The 23,949-nt window shown below is 45.6% G+C and carries 24 protein-coding genes and 1 tRNA gene; 21 read left to right on the forward strand and 4 right to left on the reverse strand.

Annotation, left to right across the window (positions count from 1 at the left end; genetic code table 11):
• Positions 1–167: 167 nt before the first annotated feature.
• From Q0413_RS09700 to Q0413_RS09765, 14 genes are all read left to right on the forward strand, one after another.
• A complete protein-coding gene (locus tag Q0413_RS09700; RefSeq protein ID WP_298989907.1) occupies positions 168–1,295 on the forward strand; it encodes a glycosyltransferase family 4 protein in 1,128 nt (375 codons plus the stop codon).
• Complete coding sequence (gene pglC, locus Q0413_RS09705) at positions 1,288–1,893, forward strand: undecaprenyl phosphate N,N'-diacetylbacillosamine 1-phosphate transferase (RefSeq protein WP_298989818.1); 606 nt, start codon at positions 1,288–1,290, stop codon at positions 1,891–1,893. The genes Q0413_RS09700 and pglC overlap by 8 nt, the downstream gene beginning before the upstream one ends.
• Positions 1,880–2,479 (forward strand): UDP-N-acetylbacillosamine N-acetyltransferase, encoded by a 600-nt coding sequence (pglD, locus tag Q0413_RS09710; protein ID WP_298989821.1) that lies wholly within the window; start codon positions 1,880–1,882, stop codon positions 2,477–2,479. The genes pglC and pglD overlap by 14 nt, the downstream gene beginning before the upstream one ends.
• Positions 2,480–2,594: 115 nt before the next feature.
• Positions 2,595–3,692: a UDP-N-acetylbacillosamine transaminase gene (pglE, locus tag Q0413_RS09715; protein WP_298989823.1), complete on the forward strand. Its 1,098-nt coding sequence runs from the start codon at positions 2,595–2,597 to the stop codon at positions 3,690–3,692.
• Positions 3,692–5,497 carry a nucleoside-diphosphate sugar epimerase/dehydratase gene (locus Q0413_RS09720; protein ID WP_298989825.1) on the forward strand — a complete coding sequence of 602 codons (1,806 nt, stop codon included), beginning with the start codon at positions 3,692–3,694 and terminating at the stop codon, positions 5,495–5,497. The genes pglE and Q0413_RS09720 overlap by 1 nt, the downstream gene beginning before the upstream one ends.
• Positions 5,494–6,219, forward strand: coding sequence for an imidazole glycerol phosphate synthase subunit HisH (gene hisH, locus Q0413_RS09725; protein WP_298989827.1), 726 nt, complete (start codon positions 5,494–5,496; stop codon positions 6,217–6,219). Before Q0413_RS09720 ends, hisH begins: the two co-directional genes overlap by 4 nt.
• Positions 6,219–6,926, forward strand: a complete 708-nt coding sequence (hisA, locus tag Q0413_RS09730; RefSeq protein WP_298989829.1) for a 1-(5-phosphoribosyl)-5-[(5-phosphoribosylamino)methylideneamino]imidazole-4-carboxamide isomerase — start codon at positions 6,219–6,221, stop codon at positions 6,924–6,926. The genes hisH and hisA overlap by 1 nt, the downstream gene beginning before the upstream one ends.
• A 78-nt stretch (positions 6,927–7,004) precedes the next feature.
• Positions 7,005–7,868, forward strand: coding sequence for a 50S ribosomal protein L11 methyltransferase (locus Q0413_RS09735; RefSeq protein ID WP_298989831.1), 864 nt, complete (start codon positions 7,005–7,007; stop codon positions 7,866–7,868).
• On the forward strand, positions 7,865–9,814 hold the full coding sequence (gene ftsH / locus Q0413_RS09740) for an ATP-dependent zinc metalloprotease FtsH (RefSeq protein ID WP_298989833.1): 1,950 nt from the start codon (positions 7,865–7,867) through the stop codon (positions 9,812–9,814). Before Q0413_RS09735 ends, ftsH begins: the two co-directional genes overlap by 4 nt.
• Before the next feature lie 126 nt (positions 9,815–9,940).
• Positions 9,941–10,690: a CDP-diacylglycerol--serine O-phosphatidyltransferase gene (gene pssA, locus Q0413_RS09745; protein WP_298989835.1), complete on the forward strand. Its 750-nt coding sequence runs from the start codon at positions 9,941–9,943 to the stop codon at positions 10,688–10,690.
• Between the two features lie 86 nt (positions 10,691–10,776).
• Positions 10,777–12,291 (forward strand): 2-isopropylmalate synthase, encoded by a 1,515-nt coding sequence (locus tag Q0413_RS09750; RefSeq protein ID WP_298989840.1) that lies wholly within the window; start codon positions 10,777–10,779, stop codon positions 12,289–12,291.
• Positions 12,292–12,440: 149 nt separating this feature from the next.
• Positions 12,441–12,779, forward strand: a complete 339-nt coding sequence (atpE, locus tag Q0413_RS09755) for an ATP synthase F0 subunit C (RefSeq protein WP_177386747.1) — start codon at positions 12,441–12,443, stop codon at positions 12,777–12,779.
• 69 nt (positions 12,780–12,848) lie between these two features.
• Positions 12,849–12,933 (forward strand) — tRNA-Leu (locus Q0413_RS09760).
• 908 nt (positions 12,934–13,841) lie between these two features.
• On the forward strand, positions 13,842–14,174 hold the full coding sequence (locus tag Q0413_RS09765) for a hypothetical protein (RefSeq protein WP_298989842.1): 333 nt from the start codon (positions 13,842–13,844) through the stop codon (positions 14,172–14,174).
• Between the two features lie 2 nt (positions 14,175–14,176).
• Here the strand turns inward: Q0413_RS09765 and Q0413_RS09770 are convergent, their stop codons facing one another.
• The 4 genes from Q0413_RS09770 to Q0413_RS09785 all read right to left on the reverse strand — a co-directional run bounded on the left by Q0413_RS09770 (position 14,177) and on the right by Q0413_RS09785 (position 17,154).
• Positions 14,177–14,464, reverse strand: a complete 288-nt coding sequence (locus tag Q0413_RS09770; protein ID WP_298989844.1) for a hypothetical protein — start codon at positions 14,462–14,464, stop codon at positions 14,177–14,179.
• 85 nt (positions 14,465–14,549) lie between these two features.
• Positions 14,550–15,215, reverse strand: coding sequence for a hypothetical protein (locus tag Q0413_RS09775; RefSeq protein ID WP_298989846.1), 666 nt, complete (start codon positions 15,213–15,215; stop codon positions 14,550–14,552).
• Position 15,216: 1 nt separating this feature from the next.
• Positions 15,217–15,756 (reverse strand): hypothetical protein, encoded by a 540-nt coding sequence (locus Q0413_RS09780; protein WP_298989849.1) that lies wholly within the window; start codon positions 15,754–15,756, stop codon positions 15,217–15,219.
• Positions 15,757–16,029: 273 nt separating this feature from the next.
• Positions 16,030–17,154 carry a hypothetical protein gene (locus tag Q0413_RS09785; RefSeq protein ID WP_298097752.1) on the reverse strand — a complete coding sequence of 375 codons (1,125 nt, stop codon included), beginning with the start codon at positions 17,152–17,154 and terminating at the stop codon, positions 16,030–16,032.
• A gap of 466 nt (positions 17,155–17,620) precedes the next feature.
• Between Q0413_RS09785 and Q0413_RS09790 the strand changes: the two genes are divergently transcribed.
• The 7 genes from Q0413_RS09790 (at position 17,621) to Q0413_RS09820 (ending at position 23,620) form a co-directional block, all read left to right on the forward strand.
• A complete protein-coding gene (locus Q0413_RS09790; protein ID WP_298989853.1) occupies positions 17,621–18,898 on the forward strand; it encodes a hypothetical protein in 1,278 nt (425 codons plus the stop codon).
• The gene (locus Q0413_RS09795) at positions 18,895–20,817 is read left to right on the forward strand and encodes a ribonuclease R family protein (protein ID WP_298989855.1); all 1,923 of its coding nucleotides are present in this window, start codon (positions 18,895–18,897) and stop codon (positions 20,815–20,817) included. The genes Q0413_RS09790 and Q0413_RS09795 overlap by 4 nt, the downstream gene beginning before the upstream one ends.
• A complete protein-coding gene (locus tag Q0413_RS09800; RefSeq protein ID WP_298989858.1) occupies positions 20,817–21,821 on the forward strand; it encodes a DNA polymerase III subunit delta in 1,005 nt (334 codons plus the stop codon). Before Q0413_RS09795 ends, Q0413_RS09800 begins: the two co-directional genes overlap by 1 nt.
• Before the next feature lie 84 nt (positions 21,822–21,905).
• The gene (rpsF, locus tag Q0413_RS09805) at positions 21,906–22,319 is read left to right on the forward strand and encodes a 30S ribosomal protein S6 (protein WP_005873267.1); all 414 of its coding nucleotides are present in this window, start codon (positions 21,906–21,908) and stop codon (positions 22,317–22,319) included.
• A gap of 10 nt (positions 22,320–22,329) precedes the next feature.
• Entirely contained in the window at positions 22,330–22,923 is a 594-nt protein-coding gene (locus Q0413_RS09810; RefSeq protein WP_298705837.1) for a single-stranded DNA-binding protein, read from the forward strand.
• 13 nt (positions 22,924–22,936) lie between these two features.
• Positions 22,937–23,197 carry a 30S ribosomal protein S18 gene (gene rpsR / locus Q0413_RS09815; RefSeq protein WP_291937950.1) on the forward strand — a complete coding sequence of 87 codons (261 nt, stop codon included), beginning with the start codon at positions 22,937–22,939 and terminating at the stop codon, positions 23,195–23,197.
• Between the two features lie 126 nt (positions 23,198–23,323).
• Positions 23,324–23,620, forward strand: coding sequence for a hypothetical protein (locus Q0413_RS09820; protein ID WP_298989864.1), 297 nt, complete (start codon positions 23,324–23,326; stop codon positions 23,618–23,620).
• Positions 23,621–23,949: the final 329 nt, after the last annotated feature.

Below are 23,949 nucleotides of genomic sequence, written 5' to 3' on the forward strand. Positions count from 1 at the left end.
CATTCAGCTTTTTGTATTTGAAAGATATAGGCCCGAGCTATTTGAGCCTGTGATCTTAAGCCCTGCTGTGAAAGTTTATAAATTAAAGCACTAGATAAAATTTTGCCGCAATCTAAGGAGAAATTTATGAAATTTAATCTCGCAACGCCAAGCAAGGAATGCAGCATATGGCTCGCATAGGGTTTTTAAGCCATGCCGATATGAGCTTACATTTCTTTCGCCGCCCGATAATGCAGGCTTTAAAAGAGCGCGGGCACGAGGTTTTTGCAATTGCCCCTCGTGGCGCTTATACGCAGGATTTAGCGCGCGATTTTAATGCCGTAACCTACGATCTTGATCGAGCGAGCTTAAATCCGTTTACCGTATTTAGCAACACCAAAGCCCTTGCGCGCGAGCTAAAGAGGCTAAATTTGGACCTGCTGCAAACAGCTGCGCACAAATCAAACGTGTTTGGTACACTGGCGGCTCGAGAGGCGGGTATAAAATATGTAATAAACTTAGTCGAGGGGCTGGGCAGCTTTTATATCGACGATGATATTAAAACAAGGTTCGTGCGAGCGGTTTTGGAGAAGCTTTATAAATTTTCATTTTCGCAGGCGGATGCTTGCGTATTTGTAAACGATGCCGATCCCGATTATATGCTATCTCGCGGGCTTATTGCGAAGCAAAAGGTCATAAGGATTAAAAGTGTAGGCGTAGATGCTGAAAGGTTCAACCCCAAAATCGTTAGTGCAGCGGATCTGGGCGAGGATTTGCACGGCAAAAAGATCGTGCTGATGATAGCTCGCGCGATGTGGCATAAGGGCGTGAGAGAATTCTACGAAGCAGCAGAAATTTTAAAAGATCGATCGGATGCAAAATTTGTCTTTGTGGGCGAGGGTTTTGCGGGCAATAAAAGCACCGCTGATCCTGCGTTTTTGCAAAGCGGTGCGGTGCATTATCTAGGCGCCAGAAACGACGTGCCAGAGCTTTTGAAGGCTAGTTACCTACTGGCACTTCCTAGCTACAAGGAGGGCTTTCCGCGCACGGTTTTAGAGGCGATGAGCATGGCGCGAGCCTGCGTGGTAAGCGACTGTAGCGGCTGCGTAGAGGCGGTACAAGATGGCATCAACGGCTTAATTTGCCGCACTCGCGACGCGGGTGATCTTGCGCGAAAGATCGAAATTTTATTGGACGATGCTGCGCTTTGCGAGAGGCTCGGGCAAAACGGACGCGAGATGGTGCTTGCAAATTACGACGAAAAGATCGTCACGGAAAAATATTTAGAGGTTTATAGGAAATTCATCGATGTATAGGGGCTTTTTAAAACGCGCGCTCGATTTTACGGCGGCTTTGATTTTGATTATTTTGGTTTCGCCCGTGATGGCGCTTACGTGGTTTTTGATCCGCAAGCATATTAGCAAAAGTACGATTTTTACGCAATCTCGCCCAGGGTTTGATGAGCAAATTTTTAAAATTTACAAATTTAAAACGATGAGCGACGAGCGCGGCGCTGACGGCGAGCTTCTGCCCGACGAAGCGCGGCTGAACGATTACGGCAAAAAGATCCGCGCGCTAAGCCTGGATGAGCTGCCGCAGCTTTTCAACGTGCTAAAGGGCGATATGAGCTTCATCGGACCGCGCCCTTTACTGATCGAATACTTGCCGCTTTATTCGCCGCAGCAGCGCCTTAGGCACAGCGTGCGCCCGGGCATCACGGGGCTTGCGCAGGTAAACGGTCGCAACGCGATCAGCTGGGAGAAAAAATTTGAGTTCGACACGTATTACGCGCAAAATTTAAGCTTCGCGCTCGATCTTAAGATCGCGCTTTTGACGATTAAAAAGGTGCTTGCGAAAGAGGGCGTGAATAAAGAGGGCATGGCGACGACGGAGAAATTTAATGGACACAACTAAAATTTACGTTTACGGCGCGAGCGGACACGGGCTAGTGGTTGCCGACATCGCGCTAGCTGCGCGCGGGGCTAAATTTAGCGAGGTCGTTTTTTTAGACGACGCGGCGGGGCTTAAATTTAGCGAGGATCTGCCGAAACACCCCGTAATAATCGCAATCGGCGATAATAAAACCCGCGCAAAGATACAAGAGAAGGTAGCGCGCGCGGGTTTTGAGATAGCGACGCTAATTCATCAAAGCGCCATCGTTAGCCCAAGCGCTGCTATCGGCGAGGGCGCGGTCGTAATGCCCGGCGCCGTGATAAATGCGCGAGCTAAAATTGGTCGCGGCGCGATAATCAATTCAGGCGTCGTGATCGAGCATGAGTGCGAGATCGGCGAGTTTGCGCACATTAGCCCAAACGCGGCGCTTGCGGGCGGCGTGAAGGTGGGGGCGTTTTCGCACATTGGCATCGGCGCTAGCGTCATTCAGAGGCTAAGTATCGGGCAGCGCTGCATCATCGGCGCGGGCGCTGCGGTCGTGCGTGACATAGCTAGCGACAGCGTAGCCGTAGGCGTGCCCGCTCGCGTGATTAAAAAAAATGGCTGAATTTAAAATTTATAGCATTAAAAGTGATAAAATCCGAGCATTTAAATTTAATGCCGAAAGCTAAATTTAGCCTTGCGATGCGCGAGGTTAAATTTTAAATCAAGGAAGGATAGAGATGGCAAGAGTATTTTTAAGCCCGCCGAATATGGGCGGCGATGAGCTTGAGTATATAAAAAAGGTATTTGAGAGCAACTATATCGCGCCTTTGGGCGAATATGTCAATCGCTTTGAAGACGCAGTGAAGTCCTATACTGGCACGCGCGGCGCGCTGGCGCTAAACGCAGGCACGGCGGCGCTTCATCTAGCGCTTCGCTGCAGCGGCGTAAAGGACGGTGACGTGGTACTTGGCTCCACGTTTACCTTCATGGCGTCGCTAAATCCGATATTTTACGAGCGCTGCGTGCCGGTACTGATAGACAGCGACGAGAGTTGGAATTTAAGCCCGAAGCTGCTTAAAGAAGCGATCAAAAAATCGCCGAAAAAGCCAAAGGCGATCATAATCACGCATCTTTACGGACAGGCTGCGAAGATGGATGAGATATGCGAAATTTGCGCGAACGAAGGCATTGATGTTATCGAGGATGCCGCAGAGGCGCTGGGCGGATTTTATAAAGGCAGGGCATTAGGCGGCATCGGAAAATGCGGCGCGCTAAGTTTCAACGGCAATAAAATCATCACTACCTCAGGCGGCGGAATGCTGATCTCAAACGATGAGGGGCTAGTGGCTAAGGCTAGATTTTTAAGCACCCAGGCGCGCGAGCCGCTGCTTCACTACGAGCACAAGGACTACGGCTACAACTACCGCTTAAGCAACGTCTTAGGCGCTATCGGCGTAGGTCAGATGGAGGTCTTGCCGCAGCGCGTAAAGAGAAAGCGCGAAATTTTTAAAATTTACAAGGATCTGTTTAGAGGCGCCGACGTGGAGCTTATGCCCGAAGTTGAAGGCGGCGAGGGTAATAGATGGCTTAGCACGCTACTATTTAAGCAAAAGGGCGCTCATCTAAAGGTTATCGACGCTCTAAACAAAGCCGACATCGAATCTCGTCCGCTTTGGAAGCCGATGCATTTGCAAAGCATCTTCGCAGGCGCGCTTAGCGTAGTTGACGGCACGAGCGAGGATATGTTTGAGCGCGGAATTTGCCTGCCTAGCGGCACCGATATGAGCGACGAGACGATCGAGCGCGTCGTAAAAATCGTAAAAGAAAACATCTGATGCTGTTAAAACCCACTAAATTTAGCCGCTTCGCGTTTTTTTTGCTAGGAGATATTTTTATCTCGATCCTCTCCGTTTACATTGCGTTTTTGCTGCGATTTAGCGGAGATATACCGAACGAATTCTATAAAGGCGCGCTGCTTAGCGCCTCGAGCCTTACTGCGATTAAAATTTTCTATTTTTGGTTTTTGCGGATCTATTTAGTTCCGTGGAGATTTTTCGGCCTATATGAAGCGAGAAAGCTATTTTATGCGCACGTTATGGCGGCGCTTACCTTTTTAATCCTATTCTTTCTAGCGAGTAAAATTTTTAACCCCTTCCCGCGCTCGGTCATCATCATCGATGCAGCGATCTCGTTTATTTTAATCGGTGGGATTAGAATTTCAAAGCGGATGTTTCTAAGCGAGAAGAAAAATATCACGAATAACGAGCCCTGCATCGTCGTGGGCGCTACGAGCAAGACCTTTCATGTCCTAAAAGGTATGCGGCAAAAATATATCAACTACTATCCCGTGGGTGTCGTGGACGGACGGGCAGAGCTTGTGGGAACGTATTGCGAAAACTACGTCGTCAGGGCTAAGAGCGAAATTCCGCAGATGATCAAAGATAGCGGCGCCAAAACCGCAATCATCGCGCTGGCGCTGTATCCGGACGAGTTAAAGGAGCTCTACGACGAGCTTTTTGCGTACGGGCTAAAGGATATCAAGCTCTTTTCGCTTTTGGAGGATGAGAGCAAAAAGATCCGCGATGTATCGATCGAGGATCTGCTCGCGCGCAAGCCCAAAGACCTCGACACCAAGGCGATTGAAAATTTTATCAAAGACAAGATCGTGCTGGTAACGGGCGCGGGCGGCACGATAGGAAGCGAAATTTGTAAGCAATGCTTGAAATTTGGCGCAAAGCGTCTTATCATGGTCGAACACAGCGAGTTTAACCTCTACTCGATTAACGAAGCCACCGGCGCGGATGCGCGCAACGAGTTAAAGATGATAAACGTCGTTTATCGCCATGAGCTGGAGGAGGTTTTTGCAGAATTTCATCCCGAAGTAGTCGTGCACGCAGCGGCGTATAAGCACGTGCCGCTATGCGAGTTTAACCCGCATCTAGCGGTCAAAAATAATGTCATCGGCACAAAAAACGTAATCGATCTGTCCAAAAAATACGGCGCGAAAAAGGTCGTTTTGATCTCGACCGATAAGGCGGTGCGACCGACGAACATTATGGGCACGACGAAGCGTATCTGCGAGCTTTACGCGCTAAATTCCAACGACGCGGCAAGCGACACGCAGATCGTCGCGGTGCGCTTCGGAAACGTGCTCGGCTCAAGCGGCAGCGTCATCCCTAAATTTAAACGCCAGATCGAAGCGAACGAGCCGCTTACCGTTACGCACCCCGAGATTACGAGATATTTTATGCTCGTTAGCGAGGCGTGCCAGCTCGTGCTTCAAGCCGCCTCTATCGCGCAGGGCGGCGAGCTTTTCGTGCTGGATATGGGCGAGCCCGTAAGGATCGCCGATCTTGCCAAGCGAATGCTGCAGCTTGCGGGCAAGGAGGAGCTTGGCATTAAATTTGTCGGTCTGCGCCCAGGCGAGAAGCTTTATGAGGAGCTTTTGATCGACGAAAATGACAAGAGCACGAAGTATCAATCAATCTTCGTAACCCACTCCGCAAAATACGACCTGAAAGAGCTAAGCTCGCAGATCGAGGAGCTTTCGGAGTGTGAGGACGCGCAGGTTGCGGATAAGCTAAAGCGCATCGTGCCCGAGTTTTCGCACCGATTAAACGATATGAAGGGCACGGCTTGATCGGTATCGTGGATTACGGCGCGGGCAATATCCGAAGCGTGATGAACGCGCTTAGTTTTTGCGGCGCTAAATTTACTCTCGCGCGCAGCCCTGAGGAGCTTTTGAGCTGCGATAAAGCTCTGCTTCCGGGCGTTGGCGCATTCGGCGAGGCGATGGATAGGCTTTGCGCAAGCGGTATGGACGAAGCGATTAAAGAGTTCGTCGCAAGCGGCAGATATTTTTTAGGCATCTGCCTAGGGATGCAGCTTCTGTTTGAACAAAGCGAAGAATTCGGCGCGCGTAGCGGGCTTGGAATTCTACCCGGTCGCGTCGTGAAATTTGACAAAACGAAATTTAATATTCGGGGGGCGGAATCTGGGTCCGAGGATATGAAATTTAGACCGGGCGGGACGGAATTTAATCCAGACAGGGCAGAGCCTAGCGAGCGCTGCGGACAAAATTTTGCCCGCGCCGAAAGCCTAAAGATCCCGCATGTCGGCTGGAACAGCGCGCATTTTATCAAGCGCTCGCCGATAAACGGGGGCCTAAGCGAGTTTGAGTATCTGTATTTCGTGCACTCCTACCACGTCCTTTGCGCGCGCGAGATCACGCTTGCGACCACGTTTTACGGCTATGAGTTTACAAGCGCGATCTGGCGCGAAAACGTATTTGCCTTTCAGCCGCATCCCGAAAAAAGCCACGATGCGGGCATAAAAATCATTAAAAATTTTACGGAGCTGTGATGGAAATTTTCCCTGCGATTGATCTGAAACAAGGATGCGCCGTACGCCTTAGCAAGGGTGAGATGCAAAGCGCAAAAATTTATTCCAAAGACCCCTGTGAGCTAGCCAAAAAATTTGAAGATCTCGGCGCTAAGTGGCTGCATCTGGTTGATCTGGACGGCGCGTTTGCGGGCGAGGCGGTAAATTTCAAAGCGATCGAGCGGATCGTAAAAAGCACGCGCCTGCGCGTAGAAGTGGGCGGCGGCATCCGCGACGAAGCGCGCATAAAGGAGTATTTGAGCTTGGGCGTAGATAGATTTATCCTGGGCTCGGCGGCGCTTAAAAACCCGGATTTCGTAAGGGGGATGGCGAAGCTTTACCGCATCGTCGTGGGCATAGACGCAAAAGAGGGGCTCGTAGCAACCGAGGGCTGGGTGGAGCTAAGCCGCGTAAAAGCGACCGATCTGGCGCAAGACTACGCGGACGCGGGCGTTTGCGCGATCATCTGCACCGACATATCGCACGACGGTATGCTAAGCGGCGTAAATGTAGAATTTAGCCGCTCTATCGCGAAAGCTAGTGGTATCGACACTATCGCAAGCGGCGGCGTTAAAGATATAAACGACATAATCGCACTTAAAAACGCAGAGCTCATCGCAGGCGTTATCGTCGGCAAGGCGTATTACGAGGGCACGCTCGATCTTAAAAAGGCGTTTGAGGCTCTATAAAAACGCCCGAGCGTAAGCAAAGTTTGAACTAAATTTTAGTAATATGCAAATTTTAAAATTTAAAGGCGATGTGAGGCTATGAAAGATTTTTTTTATGAGATGATCGTAAAAAGCGCGAATGCAAACGAGCTTTTCAAGAGCTTTGCGTTTGAGCTCGGCGTTGCCTGCGTCGAAGAACGCGGCGAGCGTTTCATAATCCGCGATGAAGAGGATCTGCAAAATTTAAAATTTGCGTTTGAAGAGTTTAAAAAGGGGCTCGCGCGATCTCTCAATTTAGACGCCGATCTGCAGATCGAAATTTCAAAAAAGCAAAACAAAGATTGGCTAGACGAATACAAAAAAGGGGTCGCGCCTGTGGCGGTCGGTAAATTTTACGTCCGTCCGAGCTGGTGCGAAAGATCGCAAGATCCCGCGCTAATCGATCTGCTGATCGATCCTGCGTTGGCGTTCGGTTCAGGTCATCACGAAAGCACCAATATGTGCCTGGCGCTGCTTAGCGAGCTTGCTCGCGCGGGCATGAGCGCGCTTGACGTGGGCTGCGGCAGCGGAATTTTAAGTATCGCGATGAAAAAACTGGGTGCAAAAGTAAGCGCTTGCGATACCGATGAGCAGGCGGTGGCGGCTACGCAGCAAAACGCCGAGAAAAACGGCGTGCAGATCGATAAAATTTGGCTCGGCAGCGTTTCAAATTTGAGCGAGCAAAGTTCAAGCAAAAGCGCGCAGCCGCAGTTTGATCTAATCGTCGCAAATATAATCGCCGACGTGATTTTGATCCTAAGCGCGGATCTGAAAAAAGCGCTAAAACCTGGCGGCAAGCTCGTGCTGTCGGGAATTTTAGAAAAATATAAAGATAGGATAGAGCAAGCTTTTTCGGATTTAAATTTCGTGCAGATGAAAAAGCAAAACGAATGGCTTAGCTTCGTTTATGAAAGGAAAATATGAATAACAACCCAAATAATCAACCCCCTCAAAACGGCGGCGGAAACAATTTTTTCAATAAAAATCCGATCGGCGTTTTTATTATTTTCGCGCTTATTTTGATAGTCGTCTTTAAAGCGATATCGCCAAGCGGCGGATTTGATAGTGGCGGAGTGCTGGGCTCCGTTTCGGGCGAGAGTAGAAACGTAACTTACTCCGAGCTAAAATCGCAAATCAAAAACTCTCAAGTAAGCATGGTTTCCATCGGAAGCTCCACGATTAAAGCTCAAGTCGGCAACGTAATCTACACCGCCAAGCGCGTGGATGATCCCGAGCTAGTTCAAATTTTAGAATCGCGCAAAATTCCATACGGCGCGTATAATGAGAGCAACTTTTTGACCGATCTGCTCTTTAGCTGGGTCTTGCCGCTTGTAATTTTCTTTGGAATTTGGATGTTTTTAGCCAACCGCATGCAGCGCAATATGGGCGGCGGCATGCTCGGCATCGGAAGCTCCAAAAACCTGGTAAGCGCCGAAAAGCCGAAGGTTAAATTTAGCGATGTAGCGGGCGTCGAAGAGGCAAAAGAGGAGGTTAAGGAGATCGTAGATTTCTTAAAAAACCCCGAGCGATATATCAGCCTCGGAGCTAAAATTCCAAAGGGCGTGCTTTTGGTTGGACCTCCAGGCACGGGCAAGACGCTGCTAGCCAAAGCGGTCGCGGGCGAAGCCGACGTGCCGTTTTTTTCGGTATCGGGCTCCAGCTTCATCGAGATGTTCGTAGGCGTGGGCGCTAGCAGGGTGCGCGATCTATTTGATAACGCTAAAAAGCAGGCTCCGGCGATCGTTTTCATCGACGAGATCGACGCGATCGGCAAAAGTAGAACCGCAGGCGGTATCGGCGGCGGTAACGACGAGCGCGAGCAGACGTTAAATCAGCTGCTTGCCGAGATGGACGGCTTTGGCTCTGAATCAAGCCCGGTAATCGTCCTTGCGGCTACCAACCGCCCGGAGACGCTGGATGCGGCGCTTCTGCGTCCGGGCAGATTCGATAGACAGGTTTTGGTCGATAGACCCGATTTTGACGGCAGAATGGCGATTTTGAAGGTGCATATGCGCGACGTTAAATTTGCTCGTGATATCGATATCGAAGAGATCGCGCGACTTACCGTAGGCTTTGCGGGAGCGGATCTTGCAAACATCATCAACGAAGCCGCGCTTTTAGCGGGTCGCGAGGCAAAGGCGGAGGTCGAGCAAAAAGACCTACTTGAAGCGATCGAACGCGTCGGTATCGGACTGGCTAAAAAATCGCGCCGCGTAAGCCCGATCGAAAAGCGAATCGTCGCCTACCACGAAAGCGGCCATGCGCTCATCGCCGAGCTTACCAAAGGCGCGATGCCGGTATCTAAAGTAACTATCGTGCCGCGCGGACTGAGTGCTGCGGGATATACGCTAAATTCTCCGTTTGAAAATAGATATCTGCATCAGCGCCATGAAATTTTTGCCGAGATTGATACGTTTTTGGCGGGGCGCGCAGCGGAAGATGTGTTTTTGGGCGAGATTACCGACGGAGCGGGCAACGATTTGCAGCGCGCTACTGATATGCTTAAATTTATGGCTACTCAGGTCGGAATGACCGATGCGCTCGGGCTTGCGGTGCTAGAAAAGCAGCAGTATTCCTTCCTAAACGGCGGACAAAGCATCAAGGATTACAGCGAGGTAACAGCAGTTAAGATCGACGAATATGTCCGCAAGACGCTGGATGAGCGCTATGCGGCGGTAAAAGAGACGCTAAGGACCTATGCTCCGGCGATCGAGGAGATGGTAAAGGCGCTGTATGAGAAGGAGACGGTCTCTGGCGAGCAGATCGTGGAGATCATCTCTAAATTTGAAAAAGATAACGGTATGCCTACCCGTCTGGTGCGAAATTTAGGCGCTAACGACGATATCGAAAGCGCAAAGAGCGAGGCTTAAATTTAAAGCCTCGCGCAGAGTAGGAACTTAGCGCTAAATTTTAAGAAGGTCGCGCTAAAATGCTTTATGCGCGATCCGCGGCACCGAACGAAAAGCGGTGCGAAAATAAAATTTAAAGAGTAAGAGATGGAAGAGGAAAAGGGAAAATTAATCTACATATTGCCGAATTTTTTCACGGCGGCAAGTGCATTTTTAGCGGTCATCAGCATAATTTCTACGATCAAAGGCAATTTCAGCGCCGCGATCTTTTATATCATTTTATCCTTGATCTGCGACGGGCTCGACGGCCGCGTGGCGAGGCTAACTCATGCGACGTCGAAATTCGGCGTGGAATTCGACAGCCTTGCGGATATAGTGGCTTTCGGCGTTGCGCCGGCGCTACTGTTTTACTGCGCGGTTGGGCACGATTACGGCAAGGTCGGCTCGCTCGTAGCTGCGCTTTACGTGGTTTTCGGCGCGATCAGGCTGGCACGATTCAACGTCACTACGGGAACCTACGAGCCTAGCGTTTTTATCGGGCTACCGATACCAACGGCAGCGATTACGATGGCGTTTTGGATCGGAATTTATCTAAAATATGAGCTCTCCAAAGGGTTTGGCGTATTTTTGATCATCGCAATGGCGGTGCTATCGTTTTTAATGGTCAGCAACATCCGCTTTCCAAGCTTTAAAAAGATCAGCCTAAAACGTCCCAATGCGATTAAAATTTTAGTGCTTCTAATCGTCGTGTTTTTCTCGCTTTTATATCTTTTCAGGCTGGAATTCCCGGCGGTGCTCACTTTGGTTTATATAGTTTACGGTTTAGTTCGCGGAGCTTTAAATTTAAGCGCGGCTAAATTTCATAAAAAAGACAAACCCGAGGAAATGGCGAAATAATCTCAGATATGTTTTATCGCCGCGATTGTTTTTAAGCTTGCGCGGCTATAATTTCGCCAAATTTTAACGATTTGAAAGGATTTGTAATGGACAAAAATAAAATCATAATCTTCGATACGACGCTTCGTGACGGCGAGCAAAGCCCCGGAGCGTCGATGAATACGGATGAGAAGATCCATCTTGCGTTGCAGCTTGAAAAGCTGGGCGTAGATGTTATCGAGGCGGGTTTTGCAGCGGCGAGCCCGGGGGACTTTGACGCGATAGAAAAGATCGCGGGTGCCGTTAGCAAGGCTCGCGTATGCTCTCTTGCGCGTGCTTTAGAAAAAGATATCAAGGCTGCGGGCGAAGCGATAAAGGGCGCAAAGCTCGGGCGCATCCACACCTTCATCGCCACAAGCCCCATCCATATGGAATTTAAACTTAAAATGCAGCCGCAAGAGGTCATAAAGCGCGCCGTAGAGTCTGTGCAATACGCCAAAAGCCTATGCGATGACGTGGAGTTTAGCTGCGAGGATGCGTGCAGAAGCGATATGGGTTTTTTAAAAGAGATCTGCGACGCCGCGATAAACGCAGGAGCCTCCACCATAAATATCCCCGATACGGTGGGCTATCTCTATCCGGATGAGATCACTGCGCGCATAGGCGAGATCGTTAAGCTTATCGACGGGCGCGCCGTAGTTTCGGTGCACAATCACAACGACTTGGGAATGGCTACCGTAAATTCCTTAGCCGCTATCTTGGCAGGAGCCAGACAGGTCGAGTGTACGATAAACGGTATCGGCGAGCGCGCGGGCAACGCGGCGCTAGAGGAGATCGTAATGGCGATCAAGACGCGCAGGGATAAATTTGCGCCGCTTTATACCGATATAAATTTGAAAGAAATTTATCCATCCAGCCGCCTAGTCGCGAGCATCACCGGCATCGAGCCGCAGCCTAATAAAGCGATCGTGGGCAAAAACGCCTTCGCGCATGAAAGCGGTATCCACCAAGACGGCGTGTTAAAACACAAAGAAACTTACGAGATCATGCACGCCGAGGATATCGGGCTTGATAAAAACTCGCTCGTGTTGGGCAAACACAGCGGCCGCCACGCCTTTAAGGATAAACTGGTATCTTTGGGCTATGAGCTTAGTAACGAGCAGATTGAGATTGCGTTTAATAAATTTAAAGCGCTCGCCGATAGCAAAAAGGACGTTTTCGACGAGGATATTAGAGAGCTCGTAAACGACGAGTTCGTGGGGGCCGAGAAGACCTACGAAGTGCTGGTTTTAAGCTCCAATAGCTGCAACAAAGGACACGCTAGCACTGCGCTTACGCTAAGGTATAAGGATGAAATTTTAAGCGACAGCGCGCTTGGAAACGGCGGCGTGGATGCGATATTTAAGGCGATAGACCGCATTAGCGGCATCAGCGGTAGCCTGAAGGAGTATCAAGTAAAAGCAGTCTCGCAGGGCAAAGACGCGCTGGCGAAAGTAACCGTCAAGGTGGAATTTGCGGGCGAGGGCGCCATTATCGGTAGAGGGCTTGACGTAGATACGATGCTGGCGTCTGCAAAGGCCTACGTTGCGGCGCTAAATACGTATCTGGACGCTAAGCGTTAGATTGCTTGGCGGGATTTGTTAAATTTAACGCAAATTCCGCCAGATTAAACAAATCAAAAGCAAAATTTTAATAATATTTCACACTTAAAACGTTGGAGTAGGGGGTATTGAGCCGAAACTCGTTTTAAAATTTATTTATGGAGACTTTTATGAAAAAAGTTCTTGTATTGTTATTTGCGCTTTGCGGCGCGGCTTTCGCTAGCGAGCAGCTAAGTGCTTACACTCAGATCGTTTCTTTTTCTGCAATTACCGTTGCAGTCGTTTTAGGTCTAGCCGCTTTGGGTGGCGCGTTAGGTATGGGAAATGCCGCTAGCGCGACGCTTAACGGTATCGCTAGAAACCCAAGCGTAGCTAGCAAGCTATCGAATACGATGTATATTTCGCTAGCGATGATCGAAGCGCAGGTTATCTATGCATTAGTTATTTCATTTATCTTGCTTTTCGTAAATCCTTTTTTGACAGCGGGTTTAAAGGCTGCTGCAAATTAATACTAAGCCCGAGAAATCGGGCTTTAAACTTATATAATTCAAGGCTTGAGATTAAGCTTTAAAATTTATGCGACCGTGGTGGAATTGGTAGACACGCTATCTTGAGGGGGTAGTGCCGCAAGGTGTACGAGTTCAAATCTCGTCGGTCGCACCATCTATTAAATTTTCTCCTATTTTTTAGTCTTTTTGAATTTTTAGATAATTTTTTAAGCCCTATTTTTGGGAATTTTAAAATTGCTCTTAAAAAATTCTTAATACTTAAAACTACCGATTGATACATATATTTTAAGAAAAACTACTATATATTAAAAAATTATATAGTAGCTTTTTCTGCGCTCCTGCCTTGTTAATCCTTTGAGGAAATTCTATAATCTGCCTAAAATTACTATATAAAGGAAGAAAGATGACGGAAGTTTTTACCAAAATTAAGGATAATCCAATTTTTAAATCAGACCCTAATAAGTAGTCAGGAATTTTATTTTGCCGCAATATAAGCGCACTATGGTCGAAGTTTTAGATGATTTTATAGCTGTTCAATTTTATAGCTCACAGGCCAGAGACGAACGGTTAAAACACACAGGCACTATCACTATACGCAAGGTGGCAAGTTAATCAAGGTTTTAGGTAATGCCGACGAAATAACATTCGAAGGGGCTAGAATATTGTTAAAGAAATTAATATCAAATAGCCATACCAATGGTGTGGCGGCTCCAAAGAATACGCTAGCGAGTGTTTTTAAAATTTACTGCGAATATAACGCTTTTGCCGAGAAGACGTTAAGGAAATTACGATTTAGATTTCAATCGAGGCTAAAGTGCATTAGCGATAAGGATATCGGAAAGATTACTAAAAAAGAGATAATGCAGATATTAGACCCTATTTACAAGAATGGAAATTTGCACTTTTAAAAGATCTGTTTTTATTATCCGTTCTTTATTCAGGTTCGCGCGAGATAGAGGTATAAGCGATAATCTTTTATTTTGCGATACGCAATTAAAAAACCTATATAAGATACCTAAATCTGGAGGCTATTCATATATTTCCGCGAATGCGGATTTGAGATTGTTGATTAAATTTATCATGAACTATCCTCATCAAATCGGCGTTAAGAACGCTTTGATCTTTGGACTGCTTACGGGGCTAAGAAGCTCAAACGTAAGAAATTTAACCCACGAGCATCTGAAAGTAGACGATGATGGAGAATATTATTTGCTCTTTTTAGAGAATGAAAACAAGGTAAAAAGTAACGGCGACGAATATTTAGGTATTCTAAAGGAGGTAGGTAAGTGGCTAGAGAGCATAAAAACAAAGCCTTCTTTATTTTTTGCGAATACGGAAGGAAACGTTTTGAGTGAGGCGACGCTTGTTAAGGCTCTTAGCCCAAGTAATACCTAATGCTATAGCGCCAACAGCCACTGCACTTCAGCTGACAGGATTTGAATCAAAAAAACCCAAACATATAAAACAGTTGTTGCAGAACCAACCGCAAGGTCTTGTACTACATCACCGGCTCCCCTTGCGGTAGCTTCGTCCCACTCTTTTTTCCCACCAGCCGCATCAACGATAGGAATAACCATATTTAGCCCACCTGATTTGATTTTTACATAGTTATCAAAAACCTTGACATTATCAGGGTCAGCTAAAACATTTACAGGAATTCCTTTCAAGAAATCGATTGTATCCAAAGTGGGCTTGATATACCAAGCAACGCCTTGACTTGAATTGTTAGAAGTTTAGAAGTATTGTTATCTTCTGGCATGATTTTTTCTCCTATTTATAGAATTTGTAGTTTTTATCTAAATTTTCGATTTGTAAATTAAAATTTTGCAATAAATACTCATTTACTTGTTCATAATCTTGCTTTGTCATTAAATAGACATTTACGGCATTTTTTTGATTGTCATAAAAAACTAAGGTGCAAAATAGTATAAATTTATAATCTTTGTTAATTAATAAAGCAACTAATTTTGCTAAACAAGCAAGTAAATTTGATAAAATCAAAAAAAATCCCGCAATAACAAAACCAAATGGTGCAAAAATTTTTTGAACCGAGTTATCTGGTATCTTACCAATCATAGGATAAATACTTTTTTTAACCCAAACAATATTTTGTTTTTCTACTGTTGTATCTCGTTTATCCCAATAAACTTTATCATTATATAAATATACTTTTTCGGGTTTTCTAAATTTTCTAATAAAATCAATAAAAGCCCAAATATTGACTATTGGAAATGCTACAACCACAGAGCTAAATCTTGGATTTCTCATTTCATTTTTTAAAATTTCAAAAAACTCGCCACTATTCCAATCGACAACACCAGTAAAAAATACAATATAAATCATTATAGTGTTACATACAAGCAAAAATGTAAAACCATACATTATCATTATAAAGTTATTTTTAATGATGAGTGGAGCTTTATCATAATCTCTCATTTTAATCCTTTTTATTAAAATCTTTTATATTTAAATATGCTAAGTTTTTTCTTATTTCGTTTTCTTGTTCAGAAGTTAAACTAAGAATTAATATTGTTGGGAAAATTTTAAATCTTCTTTTTCTAAAAATGGCCATTAATTCTGTAACTCCACAATATCTATACGAAAAAAATCTATCAATTTGTTTCGCATGTAATATAATTTTAAAACCAAAAATATCCTTATAAACCATTTTATCTTCATAAATTTCAAAATAATCAAAAAAGATTATCGAATATAAAATTTGTAAAACTATAAACGAAATATAGGCACAAAACGTATTTAAAATCAGACTAAATATGCCAATATCAAAAACAAAATTTGGTATAGCAAATATTATCGGTATCCAAGCTATCAACAAATAAACAATTAAATCAAAAACCATATAAAACGGATTTCTTTTATCAAGTCTATAAAGTAGTTTTGGTTCGTTTTGATTTTCCAAATTCGTATTTTTATCTAAATTTTGATTATTTTCCGAATTTTCTTTTAGTTTTTCCAAATTTTATCCTTTTTATAAAATTTCCTAGCAAATTCAATCTCGGTCAGTATCGTTTGATACTGAATTTTATGAATTTACAAATTTAAACTTACTTTACAAATTCACACAATTAGTAAATTTAAATTTGCAAATTTGATATTTGGATCTGTTTGATCTGAATTGCCCTCGGTTAAATCCAAAATCCATGGCAGTTTACCACAGCTTGTTAATTGTTCAATCCCCTATACCCCGCCCAAGCTAGCTCTGCATATGTTTTTAGCGCCTCAAACTTTCTCATTTTCTATCCTTTCTGAAGAATTCCTCTATCATCTTTTGATTACACTTTTCTATTGAATTAGTTTCATTTTTGTTACACATCCAAAACTCACCGCCAGATTGCGGACCCAAAGCACTCACTAGAGCTTGCAATATCCAAGTGTGATAAGACTCATAGATGTATATATTGTCGGCTAGTATCTTGCCCGTATTTATATCTTTTATGATTCCACCGTAGTTAAATCCCATGCCCAGCATATTATCGAATATAGTTTTTATATTAGGCTTTGGTTCTAGGAGATGATATGGATCTTCCACTATAAGCTCGGTAGGCGCTATCTCATCTTTGGAGATTTCTTTGCGCGCTATGCATTTGTCTTTATAAATTTGCTTGTAGTATTCCATTTTTTTATCTACGTCTTGTAGCCTATCTATAACCCGCTTTATTTGATAGTCGTCCCATGTAAATACCTTGCCGTTCATATTAATAGGGTTTGGGCTTCTATATCGTTCTTGCACTATTTTTATTATTTTGTCCACTACTATTCTTTGTTGCTGCGGGTAACTCTTTTTTCTCTCTTCGTTATCAAACCAAGCATCATAATATATCTCTTTATACTCGCCAGGTTTTGAGTGGTACTCGTCGTAAAGTTGTTTAAATTCAGAGTAGGGTATTTTTTTATCGGATAAGTAGTCCTTTAGTTCTTCATCTATCGACATAAAGCATTTATTTGAAGTATTGTTATCTACGTACATTCTAAAAAATTTACCATTATTGGCACTATCTTTCGCTTGAACTCTATAATCTATATAGTCCAAATCGCCATTTATCAACATCGTAAAAGCAATGTCTTTAGTATAATCTTGCGATGAGAATTGATTTGCTTTGGGAAATCCTAGATCAAATTTCTTTTCTCCGGCATAATATGCTCTGATAGCGGGCTTTTCATAGACGTTTATTTTGCCGTATAGATATCCGTAGCAGTGAAATATGGCAGAAACTATAAATCCGTCACCGAAAAATACGACAAACCAAACAAAAAGCCAAAAACGTTTGCGTTTGCCTTTAGGGGCGATTAAGGCGACAAAAAAGCTTATGGTAAAAAAAGCGGGTATTATGAAAAGAAATACTATACTGCGCATATCTAACCCTTATAAAAATACATATGCAAATTTGTAGAGCTCAAAGAGCTTTTTTAGTAGCAATATTTTATTGCTCTATATCTTAGCTCGTCATTAAATTTCATATAAATTCATCTGCTTGAATTTATGTGAAATTTTAAAAACTAGCTTGAGCATCTTAAAATTATTTTCGGTTTTTAAGTCTTTTCGGCTCTTCAAACTTCTGTTTTAATCAAGCTCTTTATAAACGGAATTTCGATGCATTCTATACGAAAGGGAATTAAGATTTTATAAAATGGCGTTTGAAATTTTGTTTTTATCGCCGCGACAAACGGGCGGTTTGATCCGCGATTTTCGGGAGCAAAAAGAGCGCTTTAAAAGCCCGCGAGGCGGAGCGAAATTTAGGCGTAACGGCGGCGTTTTGCTTTGCAATTTGAGTTAAAATTTGATATGATTGTGCGAAATTTATATTGAACGGCTTTTTAAAATGAATAAATTTATAACCCAAAAAATAGGCGCTCTTGCGGGCTTTAGCGATGAAATTTTAAAAATTTTAGCATCGTTTGGCGCGGACGTTTCGGACGTCGGGCTTGCTTTGCAAATTTCAAAAAATGCCCCCCTTGCGGATAAAATTTTAGATTTAGCCTTTTGCGGTTTGTCTAAATTTAGCGCCGAAGGGCTCGCGAGGCAAAATTTCGATGCCGCGGATGAGCGGCGCGATCTACAAGGCGCAAAGTCCATAGAGCACGGCTTGCAAGACGCCGCAGACGAGTGGCGGCAAAACGAGTGCACCTCGAGCGAGCAAAAGGGCGCAGATTTAGTAGGGCGGGGCGATAGTCTTAAATTTAATCACTCAAATGACGCAAACGGCGCGAACTGCAGCGACGAGAATTTTAAATTTAACCCCTCGCAGGCCGCGAGCGATACGCAGCGGCAAAATCAGCACGCCGCTGCGAAAGCCGATTGCGCGCTAGGTTCGAGCATCTCTACGCAAGCCGCACAAACGCAACAGCAAGAACGAGCGCAGGAGCAGGGGCAAGCGCAGAAGCAAAAACAGGAGCAAAAATGGGAGAGGGCGCAGGAGCAAGATCGGGAGCAGAAACAGGAGCAGGATGCCGCGGCACTAAAAACGCTAAATTTACAGCGAGCGTTTGGAAATTTGCAGCGAGCGTTTGAGCTTTACGGGCGCGAGCAGATGCGGGCGTTTTTTCTATTCGCCGTATTTGACGCGATGCTAAAGCCGAGCCTGCAGGCGTATCGCATCGACCGCGAAAAGCTCACGCAGGTCTCGCTGCTGCGAAATCTGCTTATGTTTTCGTGGATCAAATCCTACCCGCAGATTGAGCAAAGTATCCTCTCAAGCGTGATTTTAGTGGAGTTCGGGCGGGTTTTTATCGACGAGCAGGTGTGCGCGGCGGGCAAGGCGGAGGAATTTTACCACGCCATCAAAGGCTCGATCCTTCCGCAGGATTTTACCGACGTGGAGATGAAATTTTGCGGCACGAACCGCGAGAGCGTTTCGCACGCGCTATTTGCGCATTTCGGGCTAGAGCAGATCGCGCAGGACGCGCTGTATTCAAACGCCCCCGACGACGCGCCTTTTGAGAATAAATCCCGCTACGCGATGCTAAAGATCGCCAAAACCGCGGTCAATATCTACCACCACTTCGACGAGCTTAGTATCGACAACGCTTTAAATTTACTAGTCGAGTTCGGCTTCGAGCAGGAGGCGTTTTTAGAGGCTAAAGGCGAAATTTCGATATGAAAGAGCTCCTGCGCGCCTTTAACTCGGGCGTATTTGAAAAGGATCTTAGCGGCGAGCAAAAGGAGCTCGTGCGTAACCTCCTAAATATCGGCGCCATCAGCGCGCACAAGGGCAAGCTCTATCTAAACGACGGCTATGTTTTCGGCAGGCTCGACATCGCGCGCGACGGCACGGGCTATCTGCAAAGCTTCGATGATCGCTTCAAGGCAGATCTCATCATCGAAAACAGATATCTAAGCGGCGTGCATCTGGGCGATCTGATCCTAGCAAAAATTTTAAGCTCAAGAAAGTCCCGTCTGCACGCAAAGGTGCTGATGTGCGTCAAGCCCGCGTTTTTAACTAGCGTAGTTTATACCAAAAGCTTCGGGCGCGAAATTTTGGGCGTAAACGTCAAAACCGGCCTCGCAAATCCGCTCAAAGCCACGCAAAAATCGCTAAAGCAGCTGCCCGCAAACACCCTTTTAAAGATCGATAATCTAACGAACGAGATTACCGAGGTGATCGGAAACTTAGCCGATCCCTTCGTCGATGAGAAAATTTCTTTAGCGATCTACGATAAAAACGACGAATTTAACGAAGCGTGCAAGCAGCAAGCCGCGAGCTTCGGCAGCGAAGTGGACGAGGCGCTGTATCCGCAGCGCGTGGATTTGCAGCATCTTGCATTTTGCACCATCGATCCCGTCGACGCCAAGGACTTCGACGACGCGATCTATTTTGACGTAAAAGAGCGCACGCTTTACGTCGCGATCGCCGACGTGAGCGAATATGTAAGCGAATACTCGCCGATCGATAAGGAGGCGAAATTTCGCGGCTTTTCGATCTACTTCCCGCACAGATCCGTACCGATGCTACCGCGCGAGCTTAGCGAAAACATCTGCTCGCTGATGCCTGATCTGCCGAGGCTGGCCTTTGTTTTTAAAATCTCTTTGGATGAAAATTTAAACCCGCAAAAGCAGGAGCTTTTCGAAGCGATTATAAGATCAAAACGCCGCTACAATTACGACGAGGTCGATGAAATTTTACGCACCCGCAAAGCGTGCGAGCCTGAAATTTTAAGCTGGCTCTTGCCGCTTAATGAAATTTGCGAGCGACTGCGCCGCGCGAGGCTGAAGCGCGGATTTGATTTCCGCACCAAGGAGCTTCGCATCACGCTTGATGAGCGCGGCCTAATAAGCTCCACTCGCTTTGAGACCGACACTCCGTCGCACAAACTCATCGAGGATTGTATGCTGCTAGCCAACAAAGCCGCTGCGGCGCGCATCGAACGGGGCGTTTTTAGAAATCACGGCTCGGCGGAGCTTAAAAAAATTTACGCGCTGCTTGACGATCTGGCGCTGTTCGGCATCGACGCGCCGTATCAGAGCAACCTTGCCAAAATGATCGGCGAAATCCAAGCGCAAGCCGATGCCATGGGGATCCGCGAGGAGGTCGATAAGCTCATCATCAAGGCTCAAAAGCGCGCCGAGTACGCATCCGAATCGCGCGGGCATTTCGGGCTCGGATTTGATAACTACACGCACTTTACAAGCCCGATTAGGCGCTATTCCGATCTCATTTTGCACCGCTTGCTAAAGGCGCAGATGAGGGGGGATGAGAAATTTTATAATTACCTGCTTTTAAACATCGATGCGACGTGCGCGCGGCTAAACGAGCTTGAACGCGAGGCGGACAAGGTTGCGTTTGATTTTATGGATCGTAAATTTGCGCGCTGGGCCGCGGAGAATTTGGGCAAAAAATTTCGCTGCTACATCGACGAAAACGGAAATTCCGTCACCGCAAAGCTAGATGACAAGCTAAAGGGGGCTAAAATTTTAGTTTCAAATTTCGCCGGCGACATTTTAACGCCCGTACTAGTCGAGCTTACGGACGCAAACATCGCTAGCGGAGTGATTTTAGGCAGGGTGGTAAAGAAGATCTGATGTATAGAAAAGAATTTGACGGGCTTATCGCAAGCGGAAGGGTGCCTAATTTCGTGCTTTTGCGCGGCGGAGACGATTTTTCAAACGAGCTTTACGCGCAGCGATTGAAGCAAATTTACGCCGCGGAAAATTTTTTGAGTTTGTATTTTTTGGAGTATGATTTTGAGCAGGCGCGAAGCTTTTTAGAGCCCTCGCTTTTCGGCGGTAGCAACACGCTTCATATCAAAACCGCCTCGCTCATCAAAAAAGATGAGCTGCGAAGGCTCATCGCGCTGTGCAAGGCGGACGCGAACAACCATCTAATCTACGAGCTAAACGATAGCGAAATTTCGGTGAGCGCGGATTTTATCAAGGAATTTGAACGAAACGAAGTGAGGTTTTTCAAACCCTCGGGCGTAAACGAAGCCATAGCGCTGCTTGCGCAAAAATGCGAGATGTGCGGGCTTTTTGCAAACACCGCCGCGCTTAGCAGGATCTACGCCATCCACAACGAAAGCCTGAGCCTAAGCGCGAGCGAGATAGAAAAATTTGCAAGTCTGGGGCTCGAGCTTAGCCTGCAAAACGTAAATTTGATGGTTTATGGTCTTAGCGAGGTGAGCTACGACGAGCTTTTTGATAAAATTTTCAGCCTTTGCGATTTTCGCGTAGATTTTTACAAAATGGCTCTGGGTGGCGGATACAACGAGATGGAGCTGATAAATTATTTCTACCGCTTGATTTATAGAATTTTTCGCCTGCATGCTTACGTGAAAATAAACGGCAGATTTGATTTTAAGGCGGTTTTAGGCTACCAGCCGCCCCCTTCCGTGGCCGCACAGATGCAGCGCTACGCCACCAGCTTTTCTACGCGGACGTTTTATAAAATTTTCGCTCACTTAAACGATTTGGAATTTGAACTCAAAAGCGAAAAGAATGCGGCGAAGGACGAGCTTTTGCTCGCGTCGTTTTTAAAGCTACAGCGCATGCTGCTAAGTTCGCTCGGACAAAAAGCAAATATTAAGTGAAATTTTAGTATTATCCCCTCGCATTTTTTGCAAAATCCTTGCCCGTAGACGCTGTTTGCGAGCTAAAATCCATAAGGAGAATTTATGAGAAACTACGAGGTTTTATTCATCGTTAAGCCCACGCTTACCGACGATGAAGTTAAAACAAAAGTCGATTTCGTCAAAGAAATCATAACCAAAAACGGCGGAGAGATCGCTTCCGTGATCGAAATGGGCGCTAGAAAGCTAGCCTATAAGATCGACAAATATGAGCGCGGAGTTTATTTCGTAATCTATTTTAAGGCCGAGCCGAGCTTGATCTCCGAACTTGTTAGAAATCTGCGCATCACCGAAGATATCATTAGATTTTTGACCGTCAAATATGAGACTAAGCGCGAAATTTCCGCTTGGGACAAGCTAAGCAAAGGTATCAAACTAAGCCCTGCGAAAAAAGAGCGCGAGCCAAAAGCGCCGGTAGAGCCAAAAGAGCCTGAAGAAGCAGCCAAAGAGGGCGAATAAAGGATAAAATATGTTTAATAAAGTAGTTTTGGTAGGTAATTTGACCCGAGATATCGAGCTTAGATATCTGCAAACGGGCACCGCCGTAGGCAAAACCGGCATCGCCGTCACACGCAGATATAATAGCTCAAACGGCGAGAAACGCGAAGAAACGTGCTTTATAGACATAGATTTTTTCGGTCGTACGGCCGAGATCGCAAACCAATACTTGCGAAAAGGCAGTAAAATTTTGATCGAAGGCCGCTTAAAGCTAGATCAGTGGCAGGATCAAAACGGACAGAACCGAAGCAAGCACTCCATTAGCGTAGATACGATGGAGATGCTAGGAAGCAATCAAGGTGGAAGCGGCGGCTATAATCAAGGCGGCAATTACGAGGGCGGCAATTATGGCGGAAGCTCCGGCGGCTACGGCGGAGGAAATTCTAGCTACAGTAATTACGGCGGCGGAAATAGCTATGCTAACAGACAAAACTCAAATTCTAGAGGCGCAAAAAACGATTACAATGCGCCTAAACAAAAAGAGCAGAGTTACGAAAGCACGATTCCGGAAGTCGACGTCGATGCCGATAAATACGATGACGGCAACGACACGATCCCATTTTAATTAAGGAAAAATCATGGCAGATAAGAGAAAATATACTAGAAAGTATTGCAAATTTACGGAGGCAAAGATCGAATTTATCGATTATAAGGACACGGCGCTGCTAAAGCACTGCCTAAGCGAGCGCTTTAAGATTATGCCGCGCCGCTTAACCGGCACCAGCAAAAAATACCAAGAGATGGTAGAAAAGGCTATCAAGCGCGCGCGCCAAGCAGCCCTTATACCTTACATCGTCGATCGCAAAGACGTAGTCACAAACCCATTCGAAAATCTTTAAATTTTAGCGGTGTAGAGCCGCTAAAATTCCCCCTATTTTAAACTCTAAATTTTAAAATTTAAGCCCGCTCTTATATATATATATATATATATATAATTCCACCTATATTTTTTCAAAGGAGAAATTATGGCAGAGAATGAACATCCGGATCATTTAATGTGCCCATTTTGTGGCAAAGACGACATCAAATACGGAGCAATCGTATGCGGTGGGTGCCAGGCGGAGATATCTTATAGCAGGCCCTGGTTAAAGACGCTTATTATTTCTATACTTTGGCTGTTCTTTGGAGGGGCTTTTACCAAGGATAGCGGTACTCTATTTTATATCGTCTTGAGTATCGGCGTGTTAGGTATCATTGGGTCTATTTTTATGGCGCGAGATCATAGTCCGCAATTTCATAGGATCATGAAGCACGTTAATTAGTCTATATTGCGGTTCGCTGACGGATAAATTTTTGTAATTCTCTGATTAAATTTAAATTTGGGAGCATTACGCTACTTAAATTTTAAAAGATAGATTATGAATTTTCTCTAGGTTTTCTTGCTGATAGTGGCGTTTTTGATGGGCTTGCAGCCGCGGTTATCGTTTTTATTCCGGGCTTTATAGTGTTTTGCATTGCAAAGGCATTTTTAGAAGGCTTGACTTCTAGCGTAAATAATAGATTTATTGCGTCTGTCGTACCAATTTTGGGAGGTTTAGTTCTAGGGTATTTAGCGGGTGCTTCCGTATATGAAAGTGAGCAGGCAAAAGAT

It is taken from the genome of uncultured Campylobacter sp., assembly GCF_938045465.1.
GTDB lineage: Bacteria > Campylobacterota > Campylobacteria > Campylobacterales > Campylobacteraceae > Campylobacter_B.